This is a genomic window from Dongia sp., from assembly GCF_041909655.1.
Lineage (GTDB): Bacteria > Pseudomonadota > Alphaproteobacteria > Dongiales > Dongiaceae > Dongia.
In genome coordinates this window covers 363,685-376,857 of the sequence record NZ_JAYRDA010000001.1, presented here as the reverse complement: position 1 = coordinate 376,857, position 13,173 = coordinate 363,685, and the positions used below count along the sequence as shown (strand labels likewise).

General features: G+C 62.1%; 10 protein-coding genes and 1 tRNA gene. 5 read left to right on the top strand and 6 right to left on the bottom strand.

The features are described 5' to 3' along the window. Complete coding sequence (locus tag ACE3PR_RS01625; RefSeq protein WP_374367437.1) at positions 1-708, bottom strand: glutathione S-transferase N-terminal domain-containing protein; 708 nt, start codon at positions 706-708, stop codon at positions 1-3. A 118-nt stretch (positions 709-826) separates the two neighbouring features. On the opposite strand from ACE3PR_RS01625, the gene ACE3PR_RS01620 reads away from it, so the two are divergent. After that, complete coding sequence (locus ACE3PR_RS01620; RefSeq protein WP_374367434.1) at positions 827-1,225, top strand: YbaN family protein; 399 nt, start codon at positions 827-829, stop codon at positions 1,223-1,225. Positions 1,226-1,231: 6 nt separating this feature from the next. On the opposite strand, the gene ACE3PR_RS01615 is transcribed toward ACE3PR_RS01620, so the two are convergent. From ACE3PR_RS01615 to ACE3PR_RS01600, 4 genes are all read right to left on the bottom strand, one after another. Next, a tRNA-Met gene (locus ACE3PR_RS01615) sits at positions 1,232-1,307 on the bottom strand. A gap of 28 nt (positions 1,308-1,335) precedes the next feature. Further along, entirely contained in the window at positions 1,336-3,336 is a 2,001-nt protein-coding gene (rpoD, locus tag ACE3PR_RS01610) for an RNA polymerase sigma factor RpoD (protein WP_374367431.1), read from the bottom strand. Between the two features lie 83 nt (positions 3,337-3,419). Further along, entirely contained in the window at positions 3,420-5,342 is a 1,923-nt protein-coding gene (dnaG, locus tag ACE3PR_RS01605) for a DNA primase (RefSeq protein WP_374367428.1), read from the bottom strand. A 13-nt stretch (positions 5,343-5,355) separates the two neighbouring features. Next, complete coding sequence (locus ACE3PR_RS01600) at positions 5,356-5,805, bottom strand: GatB/YqeY domain-containing protein (protein ID WP_374368067.1); 450 nt, start codon at positions 5,803-5,805, stop codon at positions 5,356-5,358. Between the two features lie 246 nt (positions 5,806-6,051). Here ACE3PR_RS01600 and carA point away from each other — a divergent pair, with 246 nt between their 5' ends. The 4 genes from carA (at position 6,052) to ACE3PR_RS01580 (ending at position 11,911) form a co-directional block, all read left to right on the top strand. Then, the gene (gene carA, locus ACE3PR_RS01595; protein WP_374367425.1) at positions 6,052-7,236 is read left to right on the top strand and encodes a glutamine-hydrolyzing carbamoyl-phosphate synthase small subunit; all 1,185 of its coding nucleotides are present in this window, start codon (positions 6,052-6,054) and stop codon (positions 7,234-7,236) included. Between the two features lie 6 nt (positions 7,237-7,242). Continuing rightward, a complete protein-coding gene (gene carB / locus ACE3PR_RS01590; protein ID WP_374367422.1) occupies positions 7,243-10,476 on the top strand; it encodes a carbamoyl-phosphate synthase large subunit in 3,234 nt (1,077 codons plus the stop codon). Between the two features lie 191 nt (positions 10,477-10,667). Then, entirely contained in the window at positions 10,668-11,141 is a 474-nt protein-coding gene (gene greA / locus ACE3PR_RS01585) for a transcription elongation factor GreA (protein ID WP_374367419.1), read from the top strand. An 8-nt stretch (positions 11,142-11,149) separates the two neighbouring features. Beyond that, positions 11,150-11,911, top strand: a complete 762-nt coding sequence (locus tag ACE3PR_RS01580) for a hypothetical protein (RefSeq protein WP_374367417.1) — start codon at positions 11,150-11,152, stop codon at positions 11,909-11,911. On the opposite strand, the gene ACE3PR_RS01575 is transcribed toward ACE3PR_RS01580, so the two are convergent. Further along, positions 11,889-13,136 carry a nitrate/nitrite transporter gene (locus ACE3PR_RS01575; RefSeq protein ID WP_374367414.1) on the bottom strand — a complete coding sequence of 416 codons (1,248 nt, stop codon included), beginning with the start codon at positions 13,134-13,136 and terminating at the stop codon, positions 11,889-11,891. The genes ACE3PR_RS01580 and ACE3PR_RS01575 overlap by 23 nt on opposite strands. Positions 13,137-13,173 lie beyond the last annotated feature (37 nt).

Sequence of the window (13,173 nt, the reverse complement as noted above, 5' to 3'; positions counted from 1 at the left end):
TCACGCCGGGCGGGCTGGTATGCCGAGGCCGCGCTGGACTGCCGGCCGGGCGAGGCCGCGCTCCAGCCAGGCCGGCACTCGGCGGAGCTTGTCGTATTCGACCAGGGATCCGGCATCATAAAACCCGACGAGATTGCGTACCCAGCCGAGGCTCGCAATATCGGCGATGCTGAACTCATGGCCCATGATCCAGTCGCGGCCCTCGAGCCGCGCTTCCAGCACCCCCAGCAAACGCTTTGATTCCGTTGCGTAACGCTGCAACGGCCGCTTGTCCTCGTATTCTCTGCCGGCGAATTTGTGAAAGAATCCGACCTGGCCGAAGATCGGACCGATCGCCGCCATCTGGAAATAGACCCACTGGATCGTCTCATAGCGCATATGAGGATCGGTAGAGAGAAGCTTCCCCGTCTTCTCGGCAAGGTATTGGAGGATGGCGCCCGATTCAAAAAGCCCCAGTGGCTTCCCGCCCGGCCCGTCGGGATCGATGATCGCCGGGATCTTGCCGTTGGGATTGAGCGACAGGAATTCCGGGAGCCAGCTCTCGTCCTTGGTGATGTCCACGAGATGCGGCTCGTAAGGCAAGCCGATCTCCTCCAGCATGATCGAGACCTTCACCCCATTGGGCGTGGGCAGCGAATAGAGCTGCAGCCGGTTCGGATATTTTGCCGGCCAGCGCTTGGTGATGGGGAAATCAGCGAGACTGGGCATCGAAACTTTCCCTTGGGAGATATGGCTGCGTAGAATATCTCTGCATGAACAATATCCAACGCCTAGCTACCCGCCACCGAAATCGCCGCATGACCGCTATCGACGGGAATGATCAGCCATGACGCGCCCCCTTTGGCTGCTTCTGGGGCTTACGTCGCTGCTCTGCGGCATTGCCGGGATCGTCCTGCCCCTGGTGCCGACAACACCCTTTATTCTTCTGGCTGCCTATAGCTTCGCGCGCTCGTCGCCGCGCCTCGATGCCTGGATCCAGGCACATCAAACCTTCGGCCCCATGATCGAAAACTGGCGCCGCTATGGCAGCATCGACCGGCGTACCAAACGGATTGCACTTTTCTTGATGATCGGCGCCTTCGGCCTCAGCCTGGCGATGCGCCTGCCGCTCTGGGTGCTTGTCGCGCAAGGCGCCGTGCTGGTCGCGGTGGCGACCTTCATCCTCACCAGGCCGGACACGCCGCTCAGATCAAAGCCCGACGACATGCCGCAGGACGGGGCGTGAGGAGAATGGTGGGCCCGGAGGGACTCGAACCCCCGACAACACCGTTATGAGCGGCGCGTTCTAACCGCTGAACTACGGGCCCCCGAAGCGGCTTGCCGCCGCTCCTCCCCTTACGTATCGAGGAAGCTCCGCAGCTTCCGCGAGCGGCTGGGATGCTTCAGCTTCCTGAGCGCCTTGGCCTCGATCTGACGGATGCGTTCGCGGGTGACCGAGAATTGCTGGCCGACTTCCTCGAGCGTGTGGTCGGTGTTCATGCCGATGCCGAAGCGCATCCTGAGCACACGCTCTTCGCGGGCCGTCAGTGTGGCGAGCACGCGGGTCGTGGTTTCGCGCAGATTGGCCTGAATGGCGGCATCCAGCGGCAGGACCGCGTTCTTGTCCTCGATGAAATCGCCAAGATGTGAATCCTCCTCGTCGCCGATCGGCGTCTCGAGGCTGATCGGTTCCTTGGCGATCTTCAGCACTTTGCGCACTTTTTCGAGCGGCATCAGCAGCTTTTCCGCCAATTCCTCCGGCGTCGGCTCGCGGCCGATTTCATGGAGCATCTGGCGGCTGGTGCGAACCAGCTTGTTGATCGTCTCGATCATGTGCACCGGGATGCGGATGGTGCGGGCCTGATCGGCGATCGAACGGGTGATCGCCTGCCGGATCCACCAGGTGGCATAGGTCGAGAATTTGTAGCCGCGGCGATATTCGAACTTATCGACCGCCTTCATCAGGCCGATATTGCCTTCCTGGATTAGATCGAGGAATTGCAGGCCGCGATTGGTGTATTTCTTGGCGATCGAGATGACGAGGCGGAGGTTGGCTTCCACCATCTCCTTCTTCGCGCGCGAAGCTTCGCGCTCGCCCTTCTGTACCGTGTTGACGATGCGGCGGAAATCGCCGATCGGCAGATTGACGATCTGCGAGATTTCGGCGATCTGACCGCGGATCTGCTTGGCGTCGTCCTTGTGATCGGTCGCGAACTTCTTCCAGCCCTTGCCGGCGAGCTTGCCGACGCGCGCGGTCCATTTCGGATCGAGTTCCGCACCGTAATACTTCTGCAGGAACTCCTCGCGCTTCACGCCGGCCTTCATGGTGAGGCGCAGCAACTGGCCTTCGAGACCCATCAGGCGGCGGTTAAGGCCGTAGAGCGCATCGACCAGCGCCTCGATGCGGTTGTTGTTGAGGCGCACGGTGTACATGAGCTCGACCATCTCGGCCTTGAGCTTCTCATAGGCCTTTTCCGAGCGCGGATTGAGCTCTTCACCGGCGAGAATGGTTTCCAGGCGCTTCGATTGGGCCTTTTCGATTTTCTTGTGGAGGGCGGCGATCTTGTCGAAGGTCTCGAGGACCTGCGGCATCAATTGCAGTTCCATGGAGGCCAGCGACACGGCCGCTTCCTCGGCCTCCTCGCCATCCTGGGCGGGGGCGCCTTCGCCTTCCTTCTTTTCCTTCTCTTCTTCGACCTCGGCTTCCGCCTCGGGTTCCTTGTCCTCGCCGAGATCCGCCTCGTTCTCGCGCATCATCTCTTCTTCGGTGCCCGGCACGCTCGGCATGCTGGCATCGAGATCGATGATGTCACGCAACAGCAACTCACCGGCCTTCAGCTTGTCGCGCCATTCGACGATGCTGCGCTGGGTCATCGGGCTTTCGCCGATACCCCCGATCATCATGTCGCGGCCGGCCTCGATGCGCTTGGCGATGGCGATTTCGCCTTCGCGCGAGAGCAACTCGACCGAGCCCATTTCACGCAGATACATGCGCACCGGGTCATCGGTGCGGCCCACTTCGCTGTCGTTGAGATTGCCGGCCGGCTTGCCGTCTTCCTCGGCTTCCTCAGCCTCGGCACGGGGCTCGTCTTCGCTTTCCTCGCTGTCGTCGTTCTCGACGACATTGATCCCCATGTCATTGAGGAGCGCCAGCGTGTCCTCGATCTGCTCGGAGGACATCTGCTCCTGCGGCAGGACGGCGTTCAATTCATCGACGGTGACGTAGCCGCGCTCCTTCGCCTTCGCCAGCATCTTGCGGACGGCGGCGTTCATGCCGTCCATCAAAGGACCCTCGGCAGTCTCCTCCTTGGGCTTGGCTGAATCGGCTTGGGGCTTCGCGGTCGGTTTGGTTGCCATCTATCTTCACCTGGGCTCTTTGAGCGTCGTCATTCCATCGGGGCGTCTCAATCGCGCCACGCAGTATCAGTCGAAATCGTTGTTCATGTCTTGAACAAGGGATCGAATTCGGCGAGGTCTAGGTCCCGGCGCCGGCTCTCGGCTTCCAGCTTCTGTTGCTGGGCGGCCTGAAAGCGATCCAGGTTGTCCTGGGACATGTCCTCCTCCAGCGCCCGCGCCGCCGCTGTCAGCTCAACCTCGATCTCGGTCTCGCGCAGGATGGCCATAACATGCAAAAGCCCCGCCTCGGCCTGGGAAAGCCCGGCCGACGGAAGGGCGAATCTGATCGTTCCGGTATGCCGGACCAAGGTCTCGATCGCGCCAGAGAAACCTAAGTCCATCAAATGGTTCTTGAAGTCGTTGGCGTCAAGGTCCGGATGCCGGGTGGCGAGGTCTAACAAGGCCCCCTTCAGCTTGTCAAGCTGACGGTCAGGAATAGCGATAAGGGCCACAGTTTCGTGGTGGCGGTGCAGCAGATCGGGATGGTTAATGACGACCATCAACAGCACCTCATAGGGTAGGCGTTTCACCCCTGAGGTACCCCTCCTGGCGGCCTCGCCCCCCGGGCTGAGGTGCTGGAACGGCATGCCGGGCTGGCGGGTGTCGGCAAAACGGCCGGGCTGCCGGCTGCGCTGGGTGGGGCGGCTCGTCGATCCCGGCCCGGGTCTCGCACCTGCGAAGGTCTGATCCAGCCGCCCCAACATCTCGCGCCGGTAATCCTCCTGGACCCCCTTGTCGGCGATCCGGCCCACGGCCCCCAGAAGATCGCGGCGGAAGCCGCTGCGCCGTTCCGGGGTTTCGAGCGACCGGCCGGCCAACACTTCCTGCCAGAACACCTCGACCAGCGGCAGCGCCTTTTCCAAAACCTGGCGCATGGCCCCGGCGCCACCGCCCGATGAACCGCCGCTGCTGGGGCCGCGAATGAGGTCGTCCGGATCCTGACCCTGGGGCAGATAGGCAAAACGCAAGGAAAGGCCGGGCTTGAGGATCGGCAAAACCCGCTCGACGCCGCGCGCCGCCGCCTTCTGCCCGGCGGCATCGCCGTCGAAACAGAGGATCGGCTCCTGCGCAAAACGCCAGAGGAGTTGGATATGGTCTTCCGTCAGGGCCGTGCCAAGGGGTGCCACGGCGTGGGGAAAGCCACCCTCAGCCAGCGCAATCACATCCATATAGCCCTCGACCACGATGATCTCGTTCTTGTCGCGGGCGGGCTTTTGCGCCTGGTTGAGGTTGTAGAGGGTGCGGCCCTTATGAAAGAGCGGCGTTTCCGGCGAATTGAGGTATTTCGGCTTCTCGTCGCCCATGGTGCGGCCACCGAAGGCGATGACGCGGCCCTTCGGGTCCATGATCGGGAACATGACGCGGCCGCGGAAGCGGTCATAGACGCGGCCGGTTTCCTCGTTCTTCACCAGGAGGCCGGCTTCCAGCGACAGCGCTTCCGGGATGTTCTCCTTGGCGAGCTTGGATTTCAGCGCCTCGAATCCGTCGGGCGAGAAACCGAGGCGGAAGCGCTTGATGGTATCGGGCGAAAGTCCGCGGCCTCTCAGGTATTCGAGGCCCGCCTTCCCGGCGCCGCCGCCCAATTGCGCTTCGAAGAAGCGCGCCGCGAGTTCCATCACCCCGGCCAGGGTATCCTGTCGCTCGGCACGCGCTCGGGCTTCCGGGTTGTCGCGCGGAATTTCGAGCCCCGCTTCGCCGGCCAGCTTTTCGACCGCGTCTCGGAACTGCATGCCTTCGGTTTCCATGACGAAGGTGATGACGTCACCATGGGCGCCGCAGCCGAAGCAGTGATAATGCGGTTCATCCGGCCCTTCATAGACATGAAAGGACGGGCTCTTCTCGTTATGGAAGGGGCAAAGGCCGGTCGCCTGCAGGCCGCGGCGATTGAGCCGCACGCGGCGACCGACGACGTCAAAGATCGAGACGCGACGGCGCAGCTCCTCCAGGAATTGCGGCAGCAGCGCCATGTGCGCGGGACCTCTAGCCGAGCTTCGCCTTCACCATGGGACCGATCTTGGCAAAATCGAGCTGGCCGGCATAGCGTTCCTTGAGGACGCTCATGACCTTGCCCATGTCCTTGATCGAGCTGGCGCCGGTCTCGGTGACGATCGCCGCGATGGCGGCCTCGGTCTCGGCCTCCCCCATCTGCTTGGGCAGATAGCGCTGGATGACCTCGATCTCGGCCTGTTCCTTGGCCGCGAGTTCCGGGCGGTTGCCCTTGGTGTACATCTCGATGCTTTCCTGGCGCTGGCGCACCATTTTCTGCAGCATGTCGATGATCTCGGCATCTGAAATGCCGTTCATATTGCCGGGCCGCGCCGCGATGTCCTTATCCTTGATCGCCGCCGTGATCAGGCGCAGGCCCGAAAGCGCCTCGTCCTTGGCTTTCATGGCCGTTTTGACATCATCATTGATCCGCTGCCGCAGCATGGCCGCCACCTGTCCGATCCGAAGGATTGTGGAAAGGTCGGACCATATAGGATTCGCCCCTGCGAGTCCATGCGGCTGATTGCCATCAACCCATTGAAAATACTTGAAATTCTTTTCGAGAGCCTGCTTGACGCGGGGCCTGTCACGGAATAGAAACTCCCAACTTGCGGCCGGCGCATTTCAAGCTGAAGGCGGCTGCCCAGGTTGGCCCGCCCCCTTTATCCCTAGACCAGCAAAGGCCCGCGCATGACCGCCGCGACCAAATCCGCCCACGCGCCCGCAACCGACGAGATGCCGATCGCGACCGCGCTGATCGTCCTCGCCGATGGCAGCGTGCTGAAGGGCCGAGGATTGGGCGCCGAAGCCAAGGCCGTGGGCGAGATCTGCTTCAACACCTCGATGACCGGCTATCAGGAGATCATGACCGATCCCTCCTATGCCGGGCAGATCATCAACTTCACCTTCCCGCATATTGGCAATGTCGGTGCCAATCCGGAAGACGTCGAAACCCAGATGATCGCGGCCCGGGGCTGCATCCTCAATCTCGACATCACGCAGCCGTCGAACTGGCGCGCCACGCAGCATTTCGATGCCTGGCTGAAGGCCAACAATCTCCCTGCCATTGCCGGCGTCGATACGCGGGCGCTGACGCGCCGCATCCGCGATCTGGGCGCCCCCAACGGTGTCATCATCCACAAGGCGGATGGCAAGTTCGACATTCCGGCCTTGGTCGCCGAAGCCAAGGCCTGGCCCGGCCTTGACGGCATGGACCTCGCCAAGGATGTCACCTGCCGCCAGACCTATCATTGGGAAGGCGGGCTCTGGGCCCTGGCCGGTGGCTACCAATCGGCGCCTGCCGCCAAATACAAAGTTGTCGCCATCGATTACGGCGCCAAGAACAATATTCTCCGCTGCCTCGCCGATGCCGGTTGCGACGTGACCGTAGTGCCGGCGACCGCCGGCACCGAGGATGTGTTGCGGCACAAGCCCGATGGTGTGTTCCTCTCCAACGGCCCGGGCGATCCGGCGGCGACGGGACAATACGCCGTCCCCGTCATCAAGGATCTCCTCGCCCAGGATCTGCCGATCTTCGGCATCTGCCTTGGCCACCAGATGCTGGCCTTGGCCTTGGGCGGCAAGACCCGGAAGATGGGCCTCGGCCATCGCGGCGCCAATCACCCGGTCAAGGACCTCGGTACCGGCAAGGTCGAGATCACCAGCCAGAATCATGGCTTCGAGGTGATGGCGGAAAGCCTGCCCGCGGATGTCGTCGTCACCCACCGCTCGCTCTTCGACAATTGCGTCGAGGGCCTCGCCATGAAATCGAAGCCGGTCTTCTCGGTCCAATATCACCCCGAAGCCTCGCCCGGCCCGCAAGACAGCCATTACCTTTTCCACCGCTTCGTCGAAAACATGGCGAAGAAGAAGTGATCGATTATGCCCAAACGCACTGACATCCAATCCATCCTCATCATCGGCGCCGGCCCGATCGTCATCGGCCAGGCCTGCGAGTTCGATTACTCAGGCGCGCAGGCTTGCAAGGCGCTTCGTGCGGAAGGCTACCGGGTCATCCTGGTTAATTCCAATCCGGCGACGATCATGACCGATCCCGATCTCGCCGATGCAACCTATATCGAGCCGATCACGCCCGATGTCGTGGCAAAGATCATCGAGAAAGAACGTCCCGATGCGGTGCTGCCCACCATGGGCGGGCAGACGGCGCTCAACACGGCGATGTCGCTTCACAAATCCGGCAAGCTCGCCGAACTCGGTGTGGAACTGATCGGCGCCAATGCGCATGCCATCGACATGGCCGAGGATCGCTTCCTGTTCCGCGAGGCGATGGACCGGATCGGGCTTGAGAGCCCGAAGGGCCGCCTCGTGTCGAACATGGAAGAAGCGCTCGACGCCCTCGCCTATGTGGGCATTCCGGCGATCATCCGCCCCAGCTTCACCTTGGGTGGTACCGGCGGCGGCATCGCCCAATCGCGCGAGGAATTCATCCGCATCATCGAAGGCGGCCTCAAGGCCTCGCCGGTGGGCGAAGTGCTGGTCGAGGAATCGGTCCTCGGCTGGAAGGAATTCGAGATGGAAGTGGTCCGCGACAAGGCGGATAATTGCATCATTATCTGCTCGATCGAGAACATCGACCCGATGGGTGTCCACACTGGCGATTCCGTCACCGTCGCCCCGGCACTGACGCTCTCGGACAAAGAATACCAGATCATGCGTAACGCCTCGATCGCGGTCTTGCGCGAGATCGGCGTCGATACCGGCGGCTCCAACGTGCAATTCGCGGTGAGCCCGGAAACCGGCCGCCTGGTCATCATCGAAATGAACCCGCGCGTCTCGCGCTCTTCCGCTCTGGCCTCCAAGGCGACCGGTTTCCCGATCGCCAAGATCGCGGCGAAGCTCGCGGTCGGCTATACGCTCGACGAACTCTCCAACGACATCACCAAGGTGACGCCGGCCTCGTTCGAGCCCACCATCGATTACGTCGTCACCAAGATGCCGCGCTTCACCTTCGAAAAATTCGCTGGCGCCGAAGCGATCCTTTCCACCTCGATGAAATCGGTGGGCGAGGCGATGGCGATCGGCCGCTCATTCCTGGAATCGATCCAGAAGGCGCTGCGCTCAATGGAAACCGGCCTCACCGGTTTCAACGAAGTGCCGCTGGATGGCGAGGACAAGGAAACCATCCTCGCCCAGCTCGCCCGGCAGACGCCCGATCGGTTGCTGGTCATCGCACAGGCGATGCGCGTCGGCCTCACCGTCGAAGAAATTCATGACGCCTCGAAATTCGATCCCTGGTTCCTGCGCCAGGTCGAAACCATCGTTGCGACGGAAGCTGCGATCAAGGCGAATGGCCTACCCAAAACGCGCCCTGGCCTCATGCGCTTGAAGAAGATGGGCTTTTCCGACGCCCGTCTGGCACAATTGACCGGCAAGAAGGCCGCCGAGGTGACGGAGCATCGCCTCGCCCTCGATCTCCACCCGGTCTACAAGCGCATCGATACCTGCGCCGGCGAGTTCGCCTCCAACACGCCTTATATGTATTCCTGCTACGAGGGAGACGGCGTCGATCTCGCCGAGAACGAAGCAGATCCCAGCGACCGCAACAAGGTGATCATTCTGGGCGGCGGTCCGAACCGTATCGGCCAAGGCATCGAATTCGACTATTGCTGCGTCCATGCCGCCTATGCCCTCAAGGAGGCCGGTGTCGAGACCATCATGGTCAATTGCAATCCGGAGACCGTGTCGACCGATTACGACACCTCCGACCGGCTCTATTTCGAACCGCTGACCGCCGAGGACGTGATCGAGATCGCGCGCCTTGAGCAAAGCAAAGGCAAGCTGCTGGGCTGCATCGTGCAGTTCGGCGGCCAGACGCCCTTGAAGCTCGCCGCCGCCCTGGAAGCTGCGAACATCCCCATCCTCGGCACCTCGCCCGATGCCATCGATCTGGCCGAGGACCGCGAACGCTTCCAGCAATTGCTGCACAAGCTGAAACTGCGCCAACCAAAGAACGGCATCGCCCGCTCGTCGGAAGAGGCCGAGAAGATCGCCGCCGAGATCGGCTATCCCGTGGTGATCCGCCCCTCTTACGTCCTTGGCGGCCGCGCGATGGAGATCGTGCACGAAACCAACCAGCTGCGGCGCTATATGCGCACCGCCGTCCAGGTCTCGGGCGACAATCCCGTGCTGATCGATTCCTATCTCGAGGATGCGATCGAGGTGGATGTCGACGCCATTGCTGATGGTACCGACGTCTACGTGGCCGGTATCATGGAGCATATCGAGGAAGCCGGCATTCATTCCGGCGATTCCGCCTGCGCTCTCCCGCCGCACACCCTGCCGCTGCAGGTGATCGCCGAATTGCGGACGCAAGCTGAATCCCTCGCCAAAGGCCTCAACGTAATCGGCCTGATGAACGTCCAGTTCGCGATCAAGGATGCCGATATCTACGTCCTTGAAGTGAATCCGCGTGCCAGCCGTACGGTCCCCTTCGTCGCTAAGGCGACCGGCCTCCCCATCGCCAAGATCGCCGCGCGCGTGATGGCGGGCGAGAAACTCACAAGCTTCGACCTCAATACCAGCCTGCGGCACCATGTGGCGGTGAAAGAAGCGGTCTTCCCCTTCGCCCGTTTCCCCGGCGTCGACATCATCCTGGGGCCAGAGATGCGCTCGACCGGCGAGGTCATGGGGCTCGATTCCAACTTCGCCCGCGCCTTCCTGAAAGCGCAGCTGGGTGCCGGCCTCAATCTTCCCAAGAGCGGGACGGTCTTCATCTCGGTGAAAGACAAGGACAAACACGCCATTACCCCGGCGGCCAAGTGCCTGCTGGATATGGGTTTCGACATCTGCGCCACCCCCGGCACTGCAGCATATCTGCGCAACCAGAACCTCAATGTCCGCGCCATCAACAAGGTGCACCAGGGCTCGCCCCATATCGTCGACGCGATGGAACGGGGTGAAATCAAGCTGGTCTTCAATACCGTTGCCGGAACCAAGGCTGTCTCTGACAGTTTCTCTCTGCGGCGCGCGGCCTTGATGGGACAAGTTCCCTATTATACAACTCTGGCAGGGGCAAAGGCGGCCGTGGACGCCATCGGCGCCCTTGCCGCTGGGGAGCTTGCAGTCGCGCCGCTGCAATCGTACTTTAAGAGCTGAACCGGAAACGGCCGTTTTAGTTGACGGCTACCAGGGGTTTTAGCTGGGGCGAGACGCCTCAGGTCCACTGGACAAGTCAGGCTCACCGGGTGGCAAGGCGGATTTCTCAACAAAATCCGCTGGGCGCCCGAGGGGTCATTTTGCTTTTTTGGGTTCCGACGCCTTCAGGCGCGGCCCGGATTGGATTGAGAATGTTGAAAGTGCCGATGACGGCGGACGGTTTCGCCCGCCTGGAAGAGGAATTGAAGCAGCTGAAGTCGGTCGAACGGCCGGCGGTCATCCGTGCCATTGCGGAAGCGCGCGAGCATGGCGATCTCAGCGAAAATGCCGAGTATCATGCCGCGCGTGAGCGCCAATCCTTCATCGAAGGTCGGGTGATGGAACTCGAGGACAAGATCTCGCGCGCCGAGATCATCGATGTGGCGAAGCTCACCGGTGACCAGGTGAAGTTCGGTGCCACCGTGACCCTGATCGACGAGGACACGGACGATGAAGCGGTCTACCAGATCGTCGGCGAAGACGAGGCTGACATCAGCAATGGCCGACTTGCGGTGACGGCGCCGCTGGCGCGCGCCCTCATCAACAAGGCCGTGGGTGAATCGGTCGAGGTCACCACGCCCGGCGGCTCGAAATCCTACGAGATCGCCAAGGTCCAGTTCAAATAGGACCCGCCATGAGCTTGCAAAACGGCCGCCGGATGTTCTTCCTTCTGGCGGCCGTTTTCTTTTGGGCGATACCCGCCTGGGCCAATGAAGCGCCCCGCGATTTCACCCTCGCCCTTTCCTGGCAACCGGCCTTCTGCGAATTGAGTGCGAGAAAACCGGAATGCCGCGCGCAGAGCACCGATCGCTGGGACTCACGACACCTTGCCCTTCATGGTCTCTGGCCGAATGTCGACCGGGACGGCAATGGCCGGATCGATGGCGAGGACAATTACTGTCTGCCGGAGCCGCAGCGCAGCCTTGCGATCCGCAGCGAATGGCGTGATCTTGCTGAGGTCGCACTGCCGGCGGCACTGAGGCAGGATCTTAACCGCGTCATGCCGGGCACAATCTCCCTGCTCGAGCGTCATCAATGGGTAAAACACGGCACCTGCTCCGGCCTGGACCAGACGACCTATTTTCAGGCCGCCATCGCGCGGACCGACGACCTCGCCGCGAGTGGCTTCAACAAGTTCGTCTCGGCATCGATCGACCGGGAGATCGCACGCCGAGATCTGCTGGCCAGCTTCGAGGCCGATTTCGGCCGGGGCAGCGCCAAGGCGTTGCGATTGATCTGCGAACGCAAGGACGGTGTGGTATTGTTGCGCGAGATTCGTCTCTTGCTTCGCACGGAAGGTCTCAACCGGAAGCTTGGCCGGACTTCACTGGCCATCCCGGCCAAGGCGCCGGGTGGCTCCTGTCCGGCGCGTTTCAGGATCGACGCTGCGGGGTAAACCCGCGCTCGTTGGGAGTCGCCAGGGCCAGCCCAATTTGCAACAACGCAGCGACCGCGATCACACCATAAATCAGCACAAAGCTGCCGGATGCCTCCTTGGTATAGCCGCCGGCGATATTGCCGATGAGGCCACCCAGGCCCAGCGCGATATTGCCAAAGCCGAACAGCAGAGTGGCACTTCCGCCAGCAAAGGTCGCGCTGATATAGGCCGGGACCAGACCAAAGATCGCGTAGAAGGCCATGGCGAAACATATCCCGGCGATCGTCATCGGCAACGCCACCGGCAGATCCAGCCAAACCAGTGCCAGGATCAGGATTGCGGCCCCGGTGAGGAAGACATAGGTCACGACCATCGCCCATTTGATCGAGATACGGTCGGCCAGCATTCCCAGCAGGAAGCCGCTCACCATGCCGATGGCGCCAATGACGCTCCAGATGCGGCTGGCAAAGGCGACGGGCTGGCCGAGATCGTCCTGCAGCAGCGGCACCAGATAGGTCTGGAACGGCATGCAGGCAAGGCCGTTGAGAAACATCGTCGCGATCATGACCAACGCCAGGGGCTGCTTCATATCCCGCCAGTCGGGACGCTGCTGCGGCTGGGTGCTGGCGGCCGTGACATTGGTATCGGCCAATCCGCGCAGCCGCCAGAAGCCGGTGATCAGCAACAGAATCGCCAGGCAACCCACCACCACCCAGACGCTGCGCCAGCCATGGTCGCTCACCAGCGGCGGGATGATGAGACCGTTAAGGAAGACGCCATAGCTGGTCCCGCTCGACATCAGGCCGAGCGCCTTGGCACGATGCCGGATCGGGATGACATTTTGCGCAATGGCTACCATCGGTACCCAGACCGCCGCTGCACCAGCACCCATGACGGCAAGGAGGCCGACCAGCGGCAAGGTGGGATTGGCGATCGGCAGCCGGCTCATCAGCAGCAGCGAAGTGGCGGTGGCCGCGACGGCCCCAAGAATGAGCCGCACCGGTCCAAGCCGCGGTGCCCAGATTCCGCTGAGCAGCGAAGCCGCCAGGAAACCCGCCTGAGCAATGCCGGTGGCAAGGCCGATCGTACCGTAATCAAGGCCGAGCTCAGCCCGCATTTCAGCCGCCAGAGAGGCGAAAAGATAAATGCCGAAGCCATAGGCGGAGGCGATGAAGGCGGTAAAAAGCAGCGTCACTTCGATGGGCGACAAATGCTTCGTGGCAGCGACTTGATACTCGCTCATGGCACTATCGATCCGGTTGTTTACTGGCGTCCAGCTT

Coding starts and splice junctions, on each gene's coding strand:
- ACE3PR_RS01625 (WP_374367437.1), bottom strand. CDS start 708: ATGCCCAGTCTCGCTGATTTCCCCATCACCAAGCGCTGGCCGGCAAAA.
- ACE3PR_RS01620 (WP_374367434.1), top strand. CDS start 827: ATGACGCGCCCCCTTTGGCTGCTTCTGGGGCTTACGTCGCTGCTCTGC.
- rpoD (WP_374367431.1), bottom strand. CDS start 3,336: ATGGCAACCAAACCGACCGCGAAGCCCCAAGCCGATTCAGCCAAGCCC.
- dnaG (WP_374367428.1), bottom strand. CDS start 5,342: ATGGCGCTGCTGCCGCAATTCCTGGAGGAGCTGCGCCGTCGCGTCTCG.
- ACE3PR_RS01600 (WP_374368067.1), bottom strand. CDS start 5,805: ATGCTGCGGCAGCGGATCAATGATGATGTCAAAACGGCCATGAAAGCC.
- carA (WP_374367425.1), top strand. CDS start 6,052: ATGACCGCCGCGACCAAATCCGCCCACGCGCCCGCAACCGACGAGATG.
- carB (WP_374367422.1), top strand. CDS start 7,243: ATGCCCAAACGCACTGACATCCAATCCATCCTCATCATCGGCGCCGGC.
- greA (WP_374367419.1), top strand. CDS start 10,668: ATGTTGAAAGTGCCGATGACGGCGGACGGTTTCGCCCGCCTGGAAGAG.
- ACE3PR_RS01580 (WP_374367417.1), top strand. CDS start 11,150: ATGAGCTTGCAAAACGGCCGCCGGATGTTCTTCCTTCTGGCGGCCGTT.
- ACE3PR_RS01575 (WP_374367414.1), bottom strand. CDS start 13,136: ATGAGCGAGTATCAAGTCGCTGCCACGAAGCATTTGTCGCCCATCGAA.